Origin of the sequence: uncultured Lactobacillus sp., from assembly GCF_944327175.1 — a bacterium.
Lineage (GTDB): Bacteria > Bacillota > Bacilli > Lactobacillales > Lactobacillaceae > Lactobacillus.
Genome location: NZ_CALVGT010000030.1, coordinates 1 through 20638, shown reverse-complemented (window position 1 = coordinate 20638; position 20638 = coordinate 1). Strand labels below are relative to the sequence as shown.

The 20638-nt window shown below is 50.9% G+C and carries 17 protein-coding genes and 1 tRNA gene; 15 read left to right on the top strand and 3 right to left on the bottom strand.

Annotation, left to right across the window (positions count from 1 at the left end; translation table 11 throughout):
* Positions 1–411: 411 nt before the first annotated feature.
* The 4 genes from Q0J41_RS04240 (at position 412) to Q0J41_RS04225 (ending at position 5433) form a co-directional block, all read left to right on the top strand.
* Positions 412–1512 carry a thiolase family protein gene (locus Q0J41_RS04240; protein WP_296226511.1) on the top strand — a complete coding sequence of 367 codons (1101 nt, stop codon included), beginning with the start codon at positions 412–414 and terminating at the stop codon, positions 1510–1512.
* Between the two features lies 1 nt (position 1513).
* The gene (locus Q0J41_RS04235; RefSeq protein ID WP_296226510.1) at positions 1514–2740 is read left to right on the top strand and encodes a hydroxymethylglutaryl-CoA reductase, degradative; all 1227 of its coding nucleotides are present in this window, start codon (positions 1514–1516) and stop codon (positions 2738–2740) included.
* Positions 2741–2743: 3 nt separating this feature from the next.
* Positions 2744–3907 carry a hydroxymethylglutaryl-CoA synthase gene (locus tag Q0J41_RS04230; protein WP_296226507.1) on the top strand — a complete coding sequence of 388 codons (1164 nt, stop codon included), beginning with the start codon at positions 2744–2746 and terminating at the stop codon, positions 3905–3907.
* A gap of 167 nt (positions 3908–4074) precedes the next feature.
* The gene (locus tag Q0J41_RS04225) at positions 4075–5433 is read left to right on the top strand and encodes a threonine/serine exporter family protein (RefSeq protein WP_296226505.1); all 1359 of its coding nucleotides are present in this window, start codon (positions 4075–4077) and stop codon (positions 5431–5433) included.
* 74 nt (positions 5434–5507) lie between these two features.
* On the opposite strand, the gene Q0J41_RS04220 is transcribed toward Q0J41_RS04225, so the two are convergent.
* On the bottom strand, positions 5508–6014 hold the full coding sequence (locus Q0J41_RS04220; RefSeq protein WP_296226503.1) for an aminoacyl-tRNA deacylase: 507 nt from the start codon (positions 6012–6014) through the stop codon (positions 5508–5510).
* 62 nt (positions 6015–6076) lie between these two features.
* On the opposite strand from Q0J41_RS04220, the gene prmA reads away from it, so the two are divergent.
* The 5 genes from prmA to aspS all read left to right on the top strand — a co-directional run bounded on the left by prmA (position 6077) and on the right by aspS (position 13350).
* Positions 6077–7021 (top strand): 50S ribosomal protein L11 methyltransferase, encoded by a 945-nt coding sequence (gene prmA / locus Q0J41_RS04215; protein WP_296226501.1) that lies wholly within the window; start codon positions 6077–6079, stop codon positions 7019–7021.
* Positions 7022–7180: 159 nt separating this feature from the next.
* A complete protein-coding gene (locus Q0J41_RS04210; protein WP_296226499.1) occupies positions 7181–9442 on the top strand; it encodes a bifunctional (p)ppGpp synthetase/guanosine-3',5'-bis(diphosphate) 3'-pyrophosphohydrolase in 2262 nt (753 codons plus the stop codon).
* Positions 9443–9469: 27 nt separating this feature from the next.
* Positions 9470–9907, top strand: a complete 438-nt coding sequence (dtd, locus tag Q0J41_RS04205; RefSeq protein WP_296226497.1) for a D-aminoacyl-tRNA deacylase — start codon at positions 9470–9472, stop codon at positions 9905–9907.
* Between the two features lie 296 nt (positions 9908–10203).
* Positions 10204–11490, top strand: coding sequence for a histidine--tRNA ligase (gene hisS, locus Q0J41_RS04200; RefSeq protein WP_296226495.1), 1287 nt, complete (start codon positions 10204–10206; stop codon positions 11488–11490).
* Positions 11491–11505: 15 nt separating this feature from the next.
* Positions 11506–13350 carry an aspartate--tRNA ligase gene (gene aspS / locus Q0J41_RS04195; RefSeq protein ID WP_296226493.1) on the top strand — a complete coding sequence of 615 codons (1845 nt, stop codon included), beginning with the start codon at positions 11506–11508 and terminating at the stop codon, positions 13348–13350.
* Positions 13351–13426: 76 nt separating this feature from the next.
* Here aspS and Q0J41_RS04190 read toward each other — a convergent pair whose 3' ends face one another.
* Positions 13427–14062 carry a hypothetical protein gene (locus tag Q0J41_RS04190; RefSeq protein WP_296226491.1) on the bottom strand — a complete coding sequence of 212 codons (636 nt, stop codon included), beginning with the start codon at positions 14060–14062 and terminating at the stop codon, positions 13427–13429.
* A 233-nt stretch (positions 14063–14295) separates the two neighbouring features.
* Between Q0J41_RS04190 and Q0J41_RS04185 the strand changes: the two genes are divergently transcribed.
* From Q0J41_RS04185 to Q0J41_RS04165, 5 genes are all read left to right on the top strand, one after another.
* Entirely contained in the window at positions 14296–16071 is a 1776-nt protein-coding gene (locus Q0J41_RS04185) for a DUF2207 domain-containing protein (RefSeq protein ID WP_296226489.1), read from the top strand.
* Positions 16072–16146: 75 nt separating this feature from the next.
* Positions 16147–17220 (top strand): AI-2E family transporter, encoded by a 1074-nt coding sequence (locus Q0J41_RS04180; protein WP_296226487.1) that lies wholly within the window; start codon positions 16147–16149, stop codon positions 17218–17220.
* 71 nt (positions 17221–17291) lie between these two features.
* A complete protein-coding gene (locus tag Q0J41_RS04175; protein WP_296226485.1) occupies positions 17292–17420 on the top strand; it encodes a hypothetical protein in 129 nt (42 codons plus the stop codon).
* Positions 17421–17558, top strand: a complete 138-nt coding sequence (locus tag Q0J41_RS04170; RefSeq protein ID WP_296226483.1) for a hypothetical protein — start codon at positions 17421–17423, stop codon at positions 17556–17558. It abuts the gene before it with no gap.
* 70 nt (positions 17559–17628) lie between these two features.
* Positions 17629–17712: transfer RNA gene (locus Q0J41_RS04165), tRNA-Leu, on the top strand.
* 84 nt (positions 17713–17796) lie between these two features.
* Here Q0J41_RS04165 and Q0J41_RS04160 read toward each other — a convergent pair.
* Positions 17797–18417 (bottom strand): DUF3862 domain-containing protein, encoded by a 621-nt coding sequence (locus Q0J41_RS04160; RefSeq protein ID WP_296226481.1) that lies wholly within the window; start codon positions 18415–18417, stop codon positions 17797–17799.
* Positions 18418–19246: 829 nt separating this feature from the next.
* Between Q0J41_RS04160 and Q0J41_RS04155 the strand changes: the two genes are divergently transcribed.
* Positions 19247–20017 (top strand): formate/nitrite transporter family protein, encoded by a 771-nt coding sequence (locus tag Q0J41_RS04155; protein ID WP_296226480.1) that lies wholly within the window; start codon positions 19247–19249, stop codon positions 20015–20017.
* The last annotated feature ends 621 nt before the right edge of the window (positions 20018–20638 follow it).

Genomic DNA, 20638 nt, shown 5'->3' with positions numbered 1-20638 from the left:
ATTGAAATGTTAACCTTAGTAGCTTTGAAATTATCTAAGTTGGTCGCATCCCGCATGGGATGCGTGGATTGAAATACGGAAGGCACCGACTACAGTAATGTAGCCGCGCGGGTCGCATCCCGCATGGGATGCGTGGATTGAAATATCTGGGCATAGGTGCTGGCCATGTCACTGGCGGAGTGTCGCATCCCACATGGGATGCGTGGATCGAAATATCGCTTAGGATATGTGGATGCTTGATAGTCAAATTCCACTAAGAGCATTCCCTCGCGGGGTGCTTTTTAATATTTCCCTAAATCAAGCGCTTAACTAAGCGAGCAGGAAAAGATTATAGTAAAATATACTGGTTATAAAAAAGCTGAGCCAGGCTCAGCATCCCCAAAACAAAACTTAGTTGAGGAGAATAAATACATGCAAGATATTTATATTGTTGCGGCCAAGCGAACTCCATTTGGCCGTTACCACAAGCAATTGGCTGACTTTTCCGCCATTGACCTGGGTCAAATTGCCCTGCGCGGAGCATTAAAAGAAGCCGGCCTTGACGCCGAAGACCTGGACGCCCTCTTCATGGGCAATGTCCTGGCTGCCGGCCTGGGGCAAAACATGGCCCGGCAAGTTGCCTTAAACGCCGGGATGCGGCAGGACTCTGTCGCTGTGTCCATCAACGAAGTCTGCGGCTCCAGCCTCAAGGCTGCCCGCCTGGCTGAAGCCCAAATGCTGATCGGCGACCTGGGCTTGGTCGCTGTCGGTGGCAGCGAAAGCATGACCAACGCCCCAAAGGAAATCATGTTCAGCGATGGCCTCGTTGACTCCTTCTCCGGCAAATCCATGGGTATCACTGCCGAAAACGTGGCTAAGCGCGACCACATCAGCCGTCAAGACGCTGATGCCTTCAGCTTGTCTTCCCACCAAAAAGCCGTCAAGGCACAAGCAGAAGTGCTTTTTGCCGATGAAATCATTCAAATTGAAGAACTCAAGCAGGATGAAAACGTCCGCCCGGATACCAGCCTGGAAGCCTTGGCTGGTCTCAAGCCGGCCTTCTCAGAAGACGGGACGGTCACTGCCGGCAACGCCTCTCCAATCTCTGACGGGGCTAGCATGATCATCCTGGCTACCGCGGAAAAAGTTGCTGAATACCAACTCAAGCCTTTAGCCAAGCTGGGTGCTTACGCCGAGGTGGGCTATGACCCGGAATTCATGGGCTATGGGCCATACTACGCTATCCGCAAGCTGCTTAACGAAACTGGCCGGCAGGTAGCAGACTACGACTTCTTTGAAATCAACGAAGCCTTCGCTGCTACAACCCTGGCTGTAGCTCGCGACCTGGACATTCCTTTGGACAAGGTCAACAAGCAGGGCGGGGCCATTGCCCTGGGCCACCCGCTTGGCGCTTCCGGCACCCGCCTTCTGGCTACCGCTGCCCGCCAGCTGCAAAGAGGCGGCCAGCGCGCGATCGCCAGCCTCTGCATCGGGGGCGGCCTGGCCATCGCTTTTGAAGTAGAGAAGGCATAAAATGAAATTCTATCAGTTGCCGCCCGAAGAGAGGCGGCAGTTTTTGCAAGATGCCGAAGTTGCCTTGGAAGATATCCCCGCTGCTGACTTAAACCGCCTGGATAAAATGAGCGAAAACGTGGTCGGCGAGGTCAAGTTCCCCTTGAGCTGTTTGACCAGCGCCCTGGTCAATGGCAAAAATTGGCGGATCCCCATGACAACCGAAGAAGCCTCAGTCGTCGCCGCTGCCAACCACGGCATGTCCGTCTTCGCTAAAGCCGGCGGCGTAAAAGCAAGCAGCCGCCGTGGCGGCATCTATGGGCAAATCGTCTTAGAAGTCACGGAAACTTTTTCCCTGGCTGACTTTGAAAAGAAATTCCCTGCCTATATTAAGGAAGCCAACAAGGAATTCTCCAGCTTGATCCGGCACGGGGGCGGCTTAAAAGAACTGACTGCCCGCCAGGAAGCTGACTTGGTCTACCTCCTGGCCCTGGTTGACCCAGCTGAAGCCATGGGGGCCAACAAGACCAATGCCATCCTGGAATTCCTGGCCCAGAAGATGCTGGCCTTCCCTGGTGTGGAAGCCAAGCTCTTCGCCATCTTGTCCAACTATCCCAGCCAGCTGACTACAGCTAAGGTGGCAATCCCTGTTAGCCTCCTCAGTAAAAAAGGGGACCTGGCAGAAGGCAGGGAAGTTGCTAAAAAGATGGCCCTGCTGGCTAAAATCGGCACCAATGATCCTTACCGGGCTGTAACCAACAACAAGGGGATCATGAATGGGGTAGACGCTGTCATGCTGGCAACCGGCAATGACTACCGGGCAGTTGAAGCAGCAAGCCATGCTTACGCTGCTAAAAGCGGCCAATACCGAAGCCTCAGCTCCTGGAAATTGGCAGGGGATAAGCTCCTTGGCAAAGTCACCCTGCCTTTGGCACTTGGTGTCGTCGGCGGCTCCATTTCATCGCGGCCTGATATTAGACAAAGCTATGCCATTTTAGGTAAAATAAAAGCAGCTGAATTGGCAGAACTGACCGCCAGCGTCGCCCTGGCCAACAACTTCGCGGCTTTAAACGCCATCTCCACCAAGGGGATCCAAGCTGGCCACATGCGCCTGCAGAGCCGCAACGTGGTTCAGGCCCTGCCGGCAGCAGCAGAAGAAAAAGAAGCTGTTTATCAAATGATGATTAGCCAGGGAAAGTATGGCGAAACAGCAGCCAAGAATTTTTTGAAAGAATTGCGAGGACAATAATTAATGGACATCGGTATTGATCAGATAGGTTTTTATACTCCTAATAAGTTTGTGGATATGGTTGACCTGGCCAATGCTAGAAACCAGGATCCCAACAAATTTTTGATCGGCATTGGCCAGGACCGGATGGCGGTCGCTGACAAGACCCAGGACTCGGTTTCCATGGGGATCAACGCGACGGCTGAATACCTTGACCAGGTTGATCTGGAGCAATTAGGCTTATTGATCTTTGCGACCGAAAGTGGGATTGACCAGTCAAAGTCAGCCTCCCTCTTTGTCAAGGAAGCCCTTAACTTGCCAGCCCGGATCAGAACTTTTGAAATCAAGGAAGCTTGCTTTGCCTTGACCGCCAGCCTGCAGGTTGCCCGCGACTACGTCCGGGCCCACCCGCACCACTCGGCCATGATCATCGGCAGCGACATCGCCCGCTACGGCCTGGCCACGGCCGGCGAAGTTACCCAAGGTGCCGGGGCCATCAGCATGCTGATCAAGGAAAACCCAGCAATTATTGCCCTGGAAGACGGGCACACTTCCCACTCAGAAAATATCAACGACTTCTGGCGGCCGAACAACATGGCCACTGCCGTGGTTGACGGCCACTACAGCCGGGATGTCTACCTGGACTTCTTCAAGAGCACTTTCAAGCCTTTCCTTGCCGAAAAGCAGCTGCAAGTCTCCGACTTCGCCGGCATCTGCTACCACCTGCCTTACACTAAGATGGGTTACAAGGCCCACAAGATTGCCATTGAAGGCCAGGATGACGAAACCGTCAAGCGCCTCAGTGACAACTTCCAGCTCTCAGCCAAGTACAGCCGGCAGGTCGGCAACATCTACACCGCCAGCCTCTACATGTCTGTCTTGAGCCTGCTGGAAAACGGCGACCTTGAGGCCGGCGACCGGATCGGCTTCTTCTCTTACGGCTCTGGCGCCATGGCTGAATTCTTCAGCGGCAAGGTGGTTGCCGGCTACCAAAAGCGCCTGCGCCCAGCCCTGCATGCCCGCATGCTCAAGGAAAGAATCCGCCTTGGCGTTGGCCAATACGAAGACATCTTTACCGAAGGCTTGGAAAACCTGCCGGAAAATGTTGAATTTACCAGCGACGCCAACCACGGCACTTGGTACTTGGCAGGCCAGGAAGGCTACGTCCGCCAATACAAGCAAAAGTAAATATGAAGCTAACCGTCTCAGCTTGCTGGGGCGGTTTTTTCCATGGAAAATATTCTCTCTTAGCAAGCGCTTAACTAGGGAGGGCGGGAAATTGCAGTCTCTTTTTATGCTAAAATGAAAAAGTTGAGAAATGCAAAGAAAAATGAAAGAAGGCAAATACGGTCAACATGAAAACCGAAAGTACTGAGCAAGAGTACCAACACCACCTGTCTCATCACCACCACATGCGGGTGCAGTGGGAAGAGTTCTTCCAAAGCGATGACGACACCAAAATCAAGGAAGCAACCTTGATTGAAAAAGGGTCGATCATCTCCCGGGTAGGCTTGATGATGCTAAGCTGCGGGACTGGAGCCTGGCGGGTCCGGGACGCCATGGACACCTTGTCCAGAACCCTGGACTTGACCTGCAGCGCCGACATCGGTCTGATCTCCATCGTCTGCACATACTTCGATGTCGACAACCAGTCTTATTCCCAAAGCCTGGCCCTGCCAACCACCGGGGTCAACATGGCCAAGCTGAACGAATTGGAAAAGTTTGTCCGCCAGTTCGAAGCAGCCGGCGGTGACTTTGAAATCAAGACAGTCCGCCGCCGCTTAGGGGAAATCGAACACATGAAAGGCCGCTATCCCCTCTGGGGATCCAGCTTGGCCGCGGCTTTGGCCTGCGGCGGCTTCATTTTCCTCCTGGGCGGGGGGATTGCGGAAATCATCTGCTCCTTTATCGGGGCGGGTCTGGGCCAGTTTGCCCGGGGCAGCTTAGCTAAAAGACGAATCACGGTTGCCGCCACGACTGCCGTGGGGGTGGCCGCGGCTTGCTTGTCCTACTTCCTGGCCTTCATGCTAGGCCACTTGCTCTTTAACGTCGATATGATCCATATGCGTGGCTACATTGGGGCCATGCTCTTCGTTATTCCAGGTTTTCCCTTTATTACTTCCGGCCTGGACATCGCCAAGCTGGACATGCGGTCTGGCCTGGAGCGGATGGCTTACGCCATCTTCATTATCTTGATCGCGACGGGCACCGGCTGGATAATGGCCACGGCTCTGCAGATCAAGCCTGGCGACCTTCCGGCCTTGGGCCTTTCCCGGCCAGTTCTGGCGGCCTGCCGCCTCTTAGCCAGCTTCTGCGGGGTCTTCGGCTTCTCCTTGATGTTCAACTCCCATCGGCGGATGGCCGCCGTGGCCGGGGTGGTGGGGGCGATTACCAATACCATGCGCTTGTCCTTGGTTGACTTTGCCCATTTCCCGGCTCCTTTAGCTGCCTTTTTAGCCGCGCTGCTGGCTGGTCTTCTGGCTGGCTATGTCCGGGAAAAAGTCGGCTATCCGCGGATCGCCTTGACCGTGCCTGCCATCGTCATCATGGTGCCTGGCCTCTACATGTACCGGGGGATCTTCCTCTTGGCCTTGACCAATGTCGGGGCTGGGGCTACCTGGATGACTGAAGCTTTGATGCTGGTCATGTCCTTGCCTGCCGGCCTCTTGACCGCTAGAATTTTGACCGACAAGAAGTGGCGCCGGGTCGATTAGAATAGAAAGAAAAATTGAAAGAAAAAAGAAACAGCTTTTGCCCCAAAAATAAGGGTAAAAGCTGTTTTTGCGTATTATTCCTGCAGATCAGCCACCGTGGCCTTGACTAGTTTCTGTAAATCAAGCGGGTTGACCATGACGCTGCGGCCCACTTCGCCGCTGGACACCCAGATCCCGTCTTCTTGCAAGACGCTCTCATCTAAAAAGATCGGGAACTTCTTGCTGTGGTAGATGCCGATCGGCGTGTTGGCCCCATGCACGTAGCCAGTGGTCTTTTCCAGCTGCTTGAGGGGGATCATTTCACACTTCTTGTTGCCGGAAGCCTTGGCAATCTTCTTGAGGTCCAAGTGACCGCTCAAAGGCACCACGCCGACGATCGGGCCGGTCTTGTTGCCATTCACCGCCAGGGTCTTATAAACCGGGTGGCCGTCTAAAACCGGCTTGCCAGTCCCCACCTGGGCTACCCCGTGGTCTTCAGTAATTTCGCTGATATGCTGCTCATAGGCAATTTTTTGCTGGTCGAGAATCTTTTCCACCAGGGTCTTGTCTAATTTGTTTTTATTCTTTTTCTTTTTTGACATTGTTATCACCGCTTTCCATGATACCATTTTAAGAGAAGAAGCTAAAGAAAGAAGATATAATCATGAAATTACTTGCAATCAAGATTCAAAGCAGCTACGACGTTGAAGACGCCCTGGCATATTTTGCCACGGAAGACTTAAAGGCCCTGGGGACCGAAGCCCGGCGCAGAAGCGATTTTGAGCAAGCCGGCTGGCTGCACGACTCAACGGTCGTTGACATGGACGACATCCCAAACCTGCCCGATGAACTGGAATTCATCGCCTACTTTGATGAAGAAACCGACCCTGAAGAAACGGTCAAGCTTTTCAAGGACAAGTTGGCTGAACTGGCGGGCTACGGCTTAAAGACGGCCCCTGCTGAAATCTCCGTTGACTACGTGGCTGACCAGGACTGGAACACGGTCTGGCAAAAGTACTACCACGTCATCAACCTTTCACGCCACCTGGCGATCGTGCCGGAATGGGAAGACTACCAGCCGGCTTTTGAAGACCAGGAAATCATCCGCCTGGATCCAGGCCTGGCCTTCGGGACTGGCAACCACCAGACCACACAATTGGCCATGCTGGGCATTGAACGGGCTATGGTTAAGCCTTTGACGGTGGCTGACGTAGGGACCGGGTCCGGCATTTTGGCCATTGCTGCCCGCAAGCTGGGGGCTAAGAGCGTTTTGGCTACGGACATTTCTGATGAATCAATGACGGCAGCTGAAGAAAACGCGGCCTTAAACGGCATCCACGATATCGCCTTGCAAAAGACAAGTTTACTGGCTGACGTTGATGGCAAGTTTGACTTGATCGTGGCCAACATCCTGGCTGAAATCCTTTTGGACTTGATCCCGCAGCTGGACAGTCACTTAAACGAAGACGGCCAGGTTATCTTTTCCGGGATCGACTACCTGCAGTTGCCGAAAATTGAGCAGGCTTTGGCCGAAAATTTCTTCCAAGTCGACCTCAAGATGCGGGCTGGCCGCTGGATCGGCCTGGCAATTTCCCGCAAACATGACTAACGCTTCAGTATTTAAGGAAAAATACGCTAAAATAAAAGCAAAGAAACTCTCATTTTTTTATAAGCAGTCCGGCTTAAGAGTTTAAGCTTGTGTTAATAGAACTTTTTGCGCTAAAATAACAGGTACTGATTAATTAAAAGTTAGAAACTGGTGATCTAGATGTCAAAGTATATTGAAATGACTCACGAGCAGGTCATGGCCGCCTGCAAGAAATATATGACGGCTGGCCAATTAGCCTTTGTCGAAAGCGCCTATCAATTTGCCGCCCGGGCCCATGAGGGACAAACCAGAGCCTCCGGCCAGCCTTATATTGTCCACCCGACCCAGGTAGCAGGGACCCTGGCCAATTTAGGCCTGGACCCGGACACGGTAGCTGCCGGCTTTTTACACGATACGGTTGAAGACACTTCGGTCACCAATGACGATATCAAGGAAAAGTTTGGCGCCGACGTGGCCTTCATCGTTGACGGGGTCACCAAGTTAAACAAGTACGAGTACAAGTCCCACAAGGAATTTCTGGCGGAAAACCACCGCAAGATGCTGATCGCCATGGCGAAAGACCTCCGGGTTATCCTGGTCAAGCTGGCTGACCGCCTGCACAACATGCATACCCTGGAACATTTGCGCCCAGACAAGCAGCGCCGCATTGCTTCTGAAACCCTGGACATCTATGCTCCATTGGCTGACCGGCTGGGGATTGGGACTATCAAGTGGGAACTAGAAGACATGTCCTTCCACTACATGAACCCGGAAGAGTACTACAAGATCGTCTCCATGATGGACGCCAAGCGCAGTGAACGGGAAGGCTACATTAAGGACGCCATCGATTACTTGCGGGGAACTCTTGATTCCTTAGGGATCAAGTACGACATCAGTGGCCGGCCAAAGCACATCTATTCCATCTATAAGAAGATGGTCAACAAGCACAAGGACTTCAACGAAATCTATGACTTGCTGGCTGTCCGGGTGATCGTGCCGACGGTTAAGGACTGCTATGCAGTTTTAGGGGCAGTTCATACCAAGTGGAAGCCAATGCCGGGCCGCTTTAAGGACTACATTGCCATGCCTAAGGCCAACGGCTACCAGTCCCTGCACACGACTATCATTGGTCCTGGCGGCAAGCCTTTGGAAATCCAGATCAGAACTGAAGAAATGCACGAGGTTGCTGAATATGGTGTGGCGGCCCACTGGGCCTACAAGCGGGGCAACTTCCAAGGCGTTGATGAAAAAGACGGCGGGGCCCTGGATATCGGCCGGGAAATCCTGGAGCTGCAGAAGGATTCTAGCGACGCTGGCGAGTTCATGGAAGCCGTTCATTCGGATATTTTTGCCGACAAGGTCTATGTCTTTACGCCAAAAGGGGAAGTCTACGAACTGCCTAAAGGGTCAGTCACTCTGGACTTTGCCTACGCCATCCACACCCAAGTGGGTGACCATGCTATCGGGGCCAAGGTCAACGACAAGCTGGTTCCCTTGGACTACAAGCTGAAAAACGGGGACGTGGTCGACATCTTGACCCAGAGCAATGCCCGACCATCAAGAGACTGGGCGGAAATGGTCAAGACTTCCCGGGCCAAGAACAAGATCCGCCGCTACTTCAGAGACATTGACCGGGAAGAAAGCGTGGCCCGGGGCAAGAGCGAGCTCACCGAACTGCTCAAGGAAAACGGCTTAAGCGCCAAGGACTTTTTGGACAAGAGCCATATCGACGAAGTCCTGGACCACTTCAGCTTCAAGACCGACGAAGACATGTACGCTGCTATCGGCTTTGGCAACATGTCTGCCCCATCCATCTACAACCGCTTGACGGTCGACCTGCGCCGGCAGCAGGAAGAAGAGAAGCAGAAGCAGTTTGAAGCCCAGATCATGTCTGCCGGCCAGCAGGCAGCAGCTTCCAGCGTGGTTAAAAAGCCCGCTCCGCAAAAAGACGATGCCAAGTCCAAGGTCAAGGGCAAAAAGCCGGACAGCTTGGTCAAAGTCCAGGGCCTGGAAGATTTGGACCTGCACTTTGCCAAGTGCTGCAACCCGGTTCCAGGCGACCCGATCGTCGGCTACGTGACCAAGGGCCGGGGGGTTACTGTTCACCGGGCAGACTGCCGTAATGTCCTCAATGCTGATCCGGCTGCCCAAGGGCGGTTGATCGACGTTGAATGGAACAATATTGATGAGGGCAAGCAGGCCAGCTTCAACGCCAACTTCGAGCTTTTTGGCTACAACCGGCAGAAATTGCTGGGTGATGTCATTAACCGCTTGAACGCCTTGACCAAGAACATCACCAATGTTTCAGCCAGCGTCAATGAAGAAAACATCGCCCACTTCTATATAACGGTCGAAGTCAAGAATGCTGCCCAGCTGAACGACATCATGGCCAAGCTGCGGGACATTCCGGACGTTTACGACACTAAGCGGACGGACAACTAAGCTAGAAGCAGGGAGATTTTTAGAAAAATGCGCGTAGTAATTCAAAGAGTCAACCATGCCGCTGTCAGAATCGACGGCGAGACCGTCGGCCAGATCCAAAAGGGCTTGCTTTTATTAGTCGGCCTGGCTGAGGGCGACGGGGAAGAGCAGGTGGTCAAGGCCGCCGACAAGATCGCCAAGATGCGGATCTTCGAGGATGAAGCTGGCAAGACCAACCTGGGCATCAAGGATGTCGGCGGGCAGATTCTGTCCGTCAGCCAGTTTACCCTCCTGGCCGATACAAAGAAGGGCAACCGGCCAAGCTTCGTTCACGCCATGCGGCCGCCTAAGTCCAGCCAGCTCTGGGAAGACTTTAACCAAGAACTGGAAAAGCGGGGCTTGACCGTGGAAACTGGTGAGTTCGGGGCGGACATGAAGGTCGAACTGGAAAACGACGGTCCCTTTACGATTGTCTTGGACTTATAGGCAAAATAATTTGCAAAAAAACGCTTTCCAACTTGATTAGGAAGGCAAAACAGGATAAACTTAATGAGAATTATCAATGACAAAGAATGAAGATAGCCCGGCCTTTTTAGAGACTGCCCGTTTGGTGAAAGAGCAGATGGCTGCTAGCTGTGACCCTTTAGCAGATAATGGTTCGTTTCGTCAGCGTTAATGACAGCAAGCAAAAGGTGGTACCGTGCTGTTTTCAAGCGCCCTTGATTAAATTCAAGGGCGCTTTTTATTATCTTAGTCAAAACAAGGAAACAAAGGTGAAATTTATGAGAGTTCAAAGACCAAAAGGTACAGTCGACATTCTCCCGGGAACTTCCGGCCAGTGGGAAAAGGTGGAACAAATCGCCCGTGACCTCTTCAAGCGGGCCAACTACCATGAAATCAGAACGCCAAGTTTTGAAAACTACGAACTCTTTTCCCGGTCATCTGGTGAAACCAGTGACGTGGTTGAAAAGGAAATGTATGACTTCGAAGACAAGGGCGGCCGCCATATTGCCCTCCGGCCAGAAGGGACGGCTGGGGTAGTGCGGGCTTACGTGGAAAACAAGATCTACGGCCCTGACTATGTCAAGCCTTTTAATGTTTACTACATCGCTCCGATGTACCGGTACGAACGTCCGCAAGCCGGCCGGCAAAGAGAATTCCACCAGATCGGGGTGGAAAGCTTTGGGTCAAACGGCTACCTGGCTGATGTGGAAACCATCCTGCTGGGCCACGACCTCCTGGCTGAACTGGGGGTCAAGAACTACGAGCTGCACATCAACACCCTGGGTGACAGCGAGGTCCGCCAGGCCTACCACGATGCCTTGGTTGAATACTTTACTCCAGTTAAGGACCAGCTCTCAGAAGATTCCCAAAGACGGCTTAGCAAGAACCCGCTTCGGATTCTGGACTCCAAGGCTGAAGAAGACCAGCAATTCCTGCCGGAAGCCCCGAAGATCCGGGACTACCTGGATGATGAATCAAAGGAGAACTTTGAAAAGATCCTCTCCAGCCTGGACCAATTAGGGGTCAAGTACGTGATCGATGATGACCTGGTCCGGGGCCTGGACTACTACACCGGTGTGATCTTTGAATTCATGGTTGATGACAAGTCACTCTGGTCCAGCCCGTCAACTGTTTTGGGAGGGGGCCGCTACAACCACCTGGTTGAAGAATTTTCCGGCCCGGAAACCCCAGCTGTCGGCTTCGGGATCGGGGAAGAAAGACTGATGCTGGTTCTTTCCAAGCAGAACCCGGAAATGTTTGAAGACAAGGGAATTGACTTCTTCATCACCAACATCGGTGAAGGCACCGACATCAAGGCCGTGGAAGTTGCCCGCCAGCTCCGTTCTCTTGGCTTCAGTGCCCAATACGACGTTGACCAAAAGAAACTGAAAGCCCAGTTCAGAAAGGCTGATCGGGTAGGCGCCCGCTATGTCGTCACCCTGGGAGCCAAGGAACTGGCTGAAGGCAAGCTGACTGTCAAGCGCTTGAGCGACGGGGAACAGTTCAGTCTGGAATTTACTGACTTGGAAAACAAGGCAGACCTGCTTTCCAAGATCGAAAAATAGGAGATTTTTAGCAAAATGATGCAAATGGAAAAAAGAACTGATTATTGTGGCAATATTACCAGCCAGTATCTGGACCAGGATGTCCTCCTCTACGGCTGGGTGCAAAGAGTCCGGAACCTGGGCCAGCTGATCTTTATCGACCTGCGCGACCGGGAAGGGATTGTGCAAGTCGTTGTCAACCACGACTCAGGCAAGGAATTGATGGATGTAGCCTCTTCTTTGGGCCAGGAATACGTGGTTGAAGTCAAGGGGCACGTTAATGAACGTTCAAGCAAGAACCCAGACATGAAGACCGGGGACGTGGAAGTCATTGCCAGCGAAATCACGGTCTTGAACAAGGCTAAGACTCCGCCATTTGAAATCAAGGATGACCTGGTTGCCAGCGAACAGACCCGTTTGAAGTACCGCTACCTGGACCTGCGCCGGCCAACCCTGCAAAAGGCCTTGATCATGCGGGCCCAAATCATGACGGCGACCAACGCCTACCTGTCAGGGGAAGGCTTCATCAACATTGAAACCCCGGACCTAGGCAAGTCAACGCCGGAAGGCGCCCGGGACTACCTGGTTCCTTCCCGGGTTTACCCAGGCTCCTTCTATGCCTTGCCGCAGTCACCGCAAATCTTCAAGCAGCTCTTGATGGGGGCTGGTTTTGACAAGTACTACCAGATCGCCCGCTGCTTCAGAGACGAAGACTTGCGGGGGGACCGGCAGCCGGAATTCACCCAGATCGACCTGGAAACTTCCTTCATGGATGAAGAAGGGGTCCAGGAAGTAACTGAAGGCCTCTTGGCTAAGGTTATGAAGGATGTTAAGGGCATTGACTTGCAATTGCCGCTTCCACGGATCACTTGGCAGGAAGCCATGGACAAGTATGGCTGCGACAAGCCAGATGCCCGTTACGAGATGCTGATTCATGACTTGGGCGCTGTCTTTGCCAAGTCCGGCTTCAAGGTCTTTGCTTCTGCCTTGGAAAACGGCGGCTTTGTCCGCGGGATCGCGGTTAAGGGCGGGGCGAAGTTCTACTCCCGCAAGAAGATCGAAGCTATGCAGGACCATATCAAGCGTTACCACGCCAAGGGTTTGGCTTGGGTTAAGTATGAAGACGGCGACTTCTCCGGCCCTGTTTCCCGTTTCTTGAGCGATGAAGAAAAGGCCGGCCTGGTCAAGGAATTCGGCCTGGAAGGCGGGGAACTCCTCCTCTTTATCGCTGACCAATGGAAGGTCTGCTGTGATTCCTTAAACTACTTGCGCCGGCAAACGGCCAAGGAAACTGGCATCATTCCAAAGGACACTTACAAGTACCTCTGGGTTGTTGACTGGCCGCTTTTTGAATACGACGAAGGTGACGAGCGCTGGATTGCTGCCCACCACCCATTCACCATGCCAGACGACAAGGGGATTAAACTCCTGGAAACTGACCCGCACAAGGCTCACGCTCGCAGCTACGACATCGTTTTGAACGGTTACGAACTGGGTGGCGGTTCCATCCGGATCCACAAGCGGGACATCCAGGAAAAGATGTTCAAGGCTTTGGGCTTTACTAAGGAACGCGCCTACGAACAATTCGGCTTCTTGATGGATGCCCTGGACATGGGCTTCCCGCCGCACGCCGGCCTGGCCATCGGCTTGGACCGCTTCGCTATGCTTTTGGCTGGCAAGGACAACATCCGTGACGTCATTGCCTTCCCGAAGAACGCCAGCGCCAGTGAACCAATGATGCACGCTCCGGCTCCGGTTGCTGACCAGCAATTGGCCGACCTGGGCATCGAAGTCGCTGAAGCAGCCAAGGAAGGCGTTGAAAAGTACGAAGCCTCCCTGGAAGCTGAAGCAGCGGAAGATGTTAAGTCTCACGAAGAATAAAGAAAAAGCTGAAAAAGCGCAAAAAAATAGTTCAAGATCGTTTTAGGATCTTGAACTATTTTTGTTTGCCGACTCTTTAATTATCGCTGTCGTCATTGACAGTTTCTTCCGGCAGATCTTCTGTCGTGTTGACGTCATCATCAGCCGTAGACTTGCTGCTAGACTTGCTGCTAGTCGTGCTACTAGTTGAGCTGCTCTTCTTAGCCGTATAGCTGGAAGAGCCAGTTGAAGTCGAGGACTTAGTGGAGCTGCTTGGGCTGGAGTAGCTGTAAGTTGAGTTGCTGTAGGCAGACCCCCAAGTAGAATTAGAGCTGGATGAGCCAGTGGAGCTCTTGGTTGACTTCTTCTTGCTGGACTTAGCCTGGCTGGAGTAGCTGTAGCTTGAACTGGATGAGTCTTTGCTTGAAGAACTTGAAGAGTCACTCGATGATGATTGACTAGATGATGATTGACTCACGTCTTCTGAAGAGCTTGAAGAACTGGATGACTTCTTTTTGCTCTTCTTGCTCTTGCTTTTAGCCTTGCTTGATGATTTTGCTTTATCGTCTTCTTTGTCGGCCTTGGCCTTTTCCGCTTTGCTGTAGACCTTGTAGGTCTTGCTGCTGTCAGAGGACTCGCTGCTCTTGTCAGCCTGGCTTTGGTGATAAAAGACAGCTGCTCCGACTAAGGCGAGTTCAGCGGCAAGGATGCCGGCCAGCATTGTTTTGCGCATTGTATTTCCTCCCAACACAATTTGGTCTATTAAACCAGCTTAGTAACTACAGTATACCACGGTTGATGAATGCAAGCATAATAAAGGCGTGTTTTCTAGCGACAAATACTGATATTTTCCGCGTTGCCAAGCAATTGCTGCTTGAATTATAATAAATTTAAGAAAAAATATTCTCAAATTGTGTCAGCCAGCCTTGCTTGTCTGAACAATGGAAAAATGAAAGGGAGAAAAAGATGAAACGGAAGTATTTATGGGTACTGGCCTTGCTTTTGGCCAGCTTTTCGGCCCTCTTTTTACCAGGAAAAGTTTTTGCCGATTATGACTTGACCAAGATGGATGTCACGGCAGTCGTTAATTCTGACGGCTCCTTGTCCATGACCCGGAAGATCGTCTATGACTTTGATGATTCAGCCAATGGGGTCTACTATACCCAGAATTTGGCCAGCGGACAGAAGGTCAGCGGGCAAAGCGTTGAAGTTATGGACCTGGAGAGCGGGAAGACGGTCAAGCCGGCCTTGAACAACCAGGCAGATAGCGGCAATGTCTACCACTTCAATAGAGATGGCAATTCCTACAAGTTCAAGGTCTACCATCATGTTGACGATGGGAAGGTCCAGGTAGTCTACCGCTACAAGATTTCCGGAGCAGTTGACAGCTACGAGGACGCCTCTGAACTGAATTTCAAAATTGTCGGAGACGGCTGGGATAAAGAAATTTCTAACGTTACAGCTGCGGTCCGTTTTAAGGGCAAAAATCTGTCCCTCTTGAAGGGCTGGGCCCATGTCAACGCCGATGGACATTTGACCGTTGATAAGGAAAAGGGCCTGGTCAAGGCGGAAGTTGCGACTTTGCCAGAAAATACTTTTTTAGAGCTGCACCTGCTTTTTCCAAATAGTTTAGTCAGCCAGAATAAAAAGCGGCATTCCGGGGAAATCGCGGCCAAGGTCGTGGACCAGGAAAAAGCCCTGGCCAAGGAAATGGCTGCTAAAAAGGCCCGTCATAGCGTATATGAATTGATCGGCCTGGCCCTTTTGGCCTTATCACCGCTGCTTTATCTGCCGGTCTTTATCAAGAGCAGAAAGTCGGGCAGCCCGGTCAAGGCCAAGAAAGAAATCGGCCACAATTTTGCAATCCCTGCCTTCAGCCCGACCACGGCTCAGATCCTAGTCACCAAAAAGGATCCAGACGGTAAGGCTTTGGCAGCTGAAATTGCCCTGCGGGCTGGCCGGGGCGAAATTACGATCACTCCAGGCAAGAAGGGGAAGAACTTCACTTATACCAAGACTAGCAAGTACAAGGGCGACCTGCCGCTTTTAAACAGGCTTTTCAAAAAGGTCGGCAATGGAAGCTCTTTTAGTAACAAGGACTTAAAGCAAAATGGAGGCAGACAGGGGATTACTTCCAGCTATAAGAACTGGCAGAAGGCCAGCCAAAAGGTCTTGATTAAAGAAGGCTACATTGACCAAGACTTGCAGGACCGGGAGGAGATGTTGTCGTTATACACCACAGCTATAATGATTCTCTCATTCGCGGCTATTCTCGTCAGCTTCTTCTTGTATGATAAATATTTCCTGTGGCTCTTTCCAGTTGCCGTCTGGATCTTGGCCGCCTTTGCAGTTGCCGTTTTGCGCCTGCGCCGCTTCTCTTCCTTGACGGATAAGGGGGCAAGGGCAACTGAACAGGCTTTGGGCTTTGAAGCCATGTTGGATGATATCGGCCAGTTCAAGCTGCGCGACATCGGGGAACTAACCCTCTGGGAACAAGTTATGCCTTATGCCATTGCCTTTGGCTTGGCCAAGAAGGTCCTTAAGCAACTGAAGCTGGAATTCCCGGAAGAGATCGTGGCCGATCCTTACTGGACTTACTACTATGCCGGTGCCAGCTACGGGGCCTTTGCCTCCAGCTTTGATGCGGCAATTTCTTCTTCAGCTGGCTCGGGCGGCAACTTCTCGGCCTCCAGCGTCTCCAGCGCCGGCTTTGGGGGTGGCAGCGGCGGCGGTGCCTTCTGATTTGTTTTTCCTGGTGAAAAAGTTTACAATAGATAAAATAATTTTTCCGGAAATTAATTAGTTAGGGAAGGCACTATGGAAGCCAGTTTATGGAACAAATTTAAAAACAACATTCATTTGCGGCGGGCAACGGTCCTAGTCATGATCATTTTGGCCCTGTACTATGTGCGGGCGATGATGAACACGATCCTGCTCACCTTCATCTTTACCTACTTGATCGTTCACCTGGTTAGGTTCGTCCAGGTGAAATTCAAGCATGTTTCTGACAAATTGATTGTCGCTTTGACCTATCTCTTGATTGTCATCCTGCTTTACTTGGCCCTGCGCTACTATGTCCCGGTTTTGGTCAAGCAGGTGACTAAGATGACCAAATCGGTGATCGACTTTTACCAGACTAATGACGTGGGCTGGTTGATGACTCAGCTGCATAAGTACGTGTCTGAAAAAACGATCTCCAGCCAGGTCAAGAGCAGCTTAACGGCGCTTACGGCGGCCTTGAAGGGTTTTGGCTCAGTCGCTATGTCTTTTGTCATGGCCCTGGTCTTGAGTTTCTTTTACACGATTGAGTTAAAAGAAATGCATTCTTTCAGCCAGTCTTTCTTAAAGTCTGACCTCTTTGGCTGGCTCTTTGAGGATATTGCCTACTTTGGCCGTAAGTTCACCAATACCTTTGGGGTGGTGCTGGAAGCCCAGTTCTTTATCGCCATCTGCAACACGGCCTTGACTATTGTCTGCCTGGCTTTCATGAAAATGCCGCAGATTTTTGCCTTGGGCCTCATGGTCTTCATCTGCAGCCTGGTCCCGGTTGCCGGGGTGATCATTTCCTTGATCCCCTTGTCTTTGGTGGCCTATACGGTTGGCGGGATCCAGGACGTGATCTATATTTTGATCATGATCGCCGTATTGCACGCTTTGGAAACCTATATCTTGAACCCGAAATTCATGTCCAGCAAGACGGAATTGCCGATCTTTTATACCTTCGTGGTCCTGCTCTTTGGCGAGCACTTCTTCGGTACCTGGGGATTGATCGTCAGCGTCCCGATCTTTACTTTCTTCTTGGATATTCTGGGAGTCAAAAACATCAACAGCAAGCAAGAAAAATTGCAGGAGGCCAGAAGCCAGATGGAACACAAGCGGCTGGAAAAATAGCATATTTTTTTGAAAAGAAAATAACTTAGTCGACAGACTCGGAGCAAAATAGCCCCGGGTCTGTTCTTCTTTTGTCCAAAATATTTAAAGAGGAAAACCCAGCCGATGTTGACTTGATCATCGTGGCGACCATGTCGCCAGACGCCTACACCCCGGCCACGGCGGCGCAGCGATTGGGGCGGAACCCCTGTCCAAGCTGATTGACTGGCAGGGGGGTTACTTTAAAAATTGCCGGGCAGACCATCTCCGGCACTTGCGCCGGCTTTGATGACCAGGGCCGGCTTTTGCTGGAAAAAGGCGGGAAGATCAATGCCTGGTCCAGCGGGGGAAGTAATTAAGACGAGTTTTTTGTAAAAAGCCCTTCCCTTTTCCGAAAACTTTTGCTATTATAAATGTTGTCATCGAAAGGCCCACTTGGCGGAATTGGCAGACGCGCAGCGTTCAGGTCGCTGTTCTGGCAACAGAGTGAAGGTTCGACTCCTTTAGTGGGCATGACTTAAGCAAGCAGAAATGCTTGCTTTTTTGTTTAATTTTTTAGCCAAAAAAGAGCTCCCGGCTTCCGGGAGCTCTTTTGCTTTAGTTAAAGTTCTGGGCTTTTTTGACGACTAGCTTATTCTTCTGGAAGGCAACGTAGAAGTTGGCCTTGCCATCGCTCTTCAGGCCGCTGGTGTAGAGCCAGAGGCTGACGTCAGAATTGGAATAGTCAGATTCTGAGTAGCCGTTGGGCTTGCCGACGATGGCTTCGACTTCTTCCCGGCTCATTCCCTTCTTGAGGGACTTGTAGTCTTTGGGCGTAATTTGCTTGGACCGGTTAACGATAAGGCCAGAAATCTGCTTGGCAATAGCGACCCCGTTGGCGAATTCAACAGCCAGGTTGGAGCCAGCGCTGCCGTTTTGGACCCCTTCCCAAGTGTAGATGGTGGCCTTCAGCTTACTGGTCTTGGCCTTGCTCTTGGCGTCAGCTTCCCGGCCCAGGAGGTCAGTTACCTGGCTGGGGGTGGACCCGGTCTTTTCAATGACCTTGATCTTCTTGTAATTAGTAAGATTGATCTTGTTACTGGTCTGCTTGACGACATTTGAGCTGGAAATTGAGCTCGCGGCCTTCTTAGCACTTTCGCTGTCAATCGTGGTCTTTTTGCTAGAACAGGCGGTCAGAGCCAGGGCAGCAAAGGCAATCAAGAGAACTTTCTTTTTCATGACATCCTCCGTTTTTTGTTCTGGAATTTTCATCACTTTTATTTTAGGCGTTAAGAGCGGTCTTGTCCACGCTGGCAAATAATTCTTAAAATACCTTTTTGATAAGTCAAAAGAAATAAAAGTATTTTGAACAAAAATGGCATTTTATCTGTTAGCGCTTTATCTATAAAACTAGCTGGATTAGAATAAAGTTATGGAAGTGTAAATCACTTATAAGATCATCGTAATTACAATTTTTTCAAAAAATAAAAGGGGAGATTGAAAAATGCGCAAGGAGAACCAAGGGTAAAAAGAAGAGCCGCTTACGCAAGTCTTTAAAAGAGGGTCCGAACTGGCCCTGGGCTACCAGGAGAGCCAGGCTTTTCCAGCCACTTTTAAAGGCACTAGACAGTACTTGCACAACTGTCTGGAATACTGCCAGTGGCGCTTTAATTACCAGCCGAAATTAGTGGTCGTTTCCAGTAAAAAGCCCAAGGCCGGAGCCTTCCGGAGTCTTCAAAGACCTTGTCATCACCAGCCCGGACGGGGAAAGAGTCTACTATGACAACCGTCTGCACGGCTGGGAACTGGTCTCATACCACTGGAAGCATTTTTGGAACAATGTCATTGACTGGTTTATTAATAATCTGTAAAAAGCTCAATCCCGCATGACTGCTGGGCTTGAGCTTTTTTCTTTGGTACTTAGCTTTACTAATATTCCCAGTAATAATATTTTTACTAGAAAAATATCTGATTTATATCAAGAAAAGCGTTTACACGGACCGGGGAAAAGCATATAATAATTTACGAGAATTAAGTGCTTTCATGCAAAAGAATAAGAGGTAACATAATGTATAAGGAATCATTTGCCGCGGCTGCTGGCGCGGCACAAAAGAAATTTAACCTGCTGAAGACTAATCCAGCCGGCTATGTCGTGCTTTCTATTTTGGCAGGGATGTACATCGGTTTCGGGATCCTGCTGGCTTTCACGATTGGGGGACAATTAGGAACTAACCCGGCCGCCAACTTGATCAAGGGGCTGGTCTTCGGGGTTGCCTTGAGCCTGGTGGTCATTCCCGGAGCTGAACTTTTTACTGGCAACAACTTCGTGATGAGTGCGGGCCTTTTGGAAAAGAAGGTCAAGCTGGGCCAGGCCGGTCTTCTCTGGCTGGTTTGTTGGCTGGGCAACCTGCTGGGGGCCGGCATCTTGGCCTGGATGTTTGCCAAGTCCGGCCTGGATCTGCCGGTTACAGCAACTGTCTTCACCAAGGCCGCAGCCGCTAAGATGGCCGCGCCAGCTGGTCAGCTTTTCTTGCGGGGCATTCTCTGTAACATCCTGGTCTGCCTGGCTGTTTGGTCAGGCTTTCAGACCAAGAGCGATTCATCTAAGCTGATCATGATCTTCTGGTGCCTTTTGGCCTTCTTCTCAACTGGCTTTGAACACAGCGTGGCCAACATGACGACCTTTATCGTTGCCTTGCTGAATCCAGTGCAAGGGGCAGGGGCCGTTTCAGCTGGCGGCATGTTCTACAACCTGCTCTGGGTAACCCTGGGCAACATGGTTGGCGGTATCGTCTTTGTGGCCTTGCCATACTGGCTGGCTGCCAAGGACAAGCAATAATTAACTGAAAGCTCTTTTTACAAAAAACAAGTCCTGCTTGATAAAGTCAAACGGGACTTGTTTTGTTTTATTGGTGGATTACAGATGACTAAAATCAGGTCCAACTATTTCTTGTGAACATTTTTACCTAGAATGATAAAACCTTTGTTTTCTTTGTCAAGCCGAAAAGCGCCTTAAATTTCAATGGATTTGAAGTGTGTAAATGCTCACGATTATGCTAGAGTAGAATGATGAAAGCGCAGAAAAAGTAAAAGTAGTGAACGATTTCACCTTTTTACAAGCTGGGCTAGACCCGGGAAAGGGGAGTGGCGAAAAACAGAGTAGGGATGGATTGCAAAAAGCTGGCAAATGAAAGCTAAGAAAAATTAGAAGAAAATTGAAAATAAAGATTGACGAAAACAAAAAATGGAGGTAAAGTAGTAAATGTCTTCAAGCAAAACACGAAGCGCTTTCGTAAGGAAAGACAATTGAAGACAAAACAGATATCAAAAACCTGTTGACAAGAAGTCAACAAGCGAGTAAGATATAAAACGTTGCGTCACTAAGACGCAGTTGGTACTTTGAAAACTGAACAAAGTTTCGCAGTGTGCGGGTCAAACATTGTTTGATCCAAACAAATAA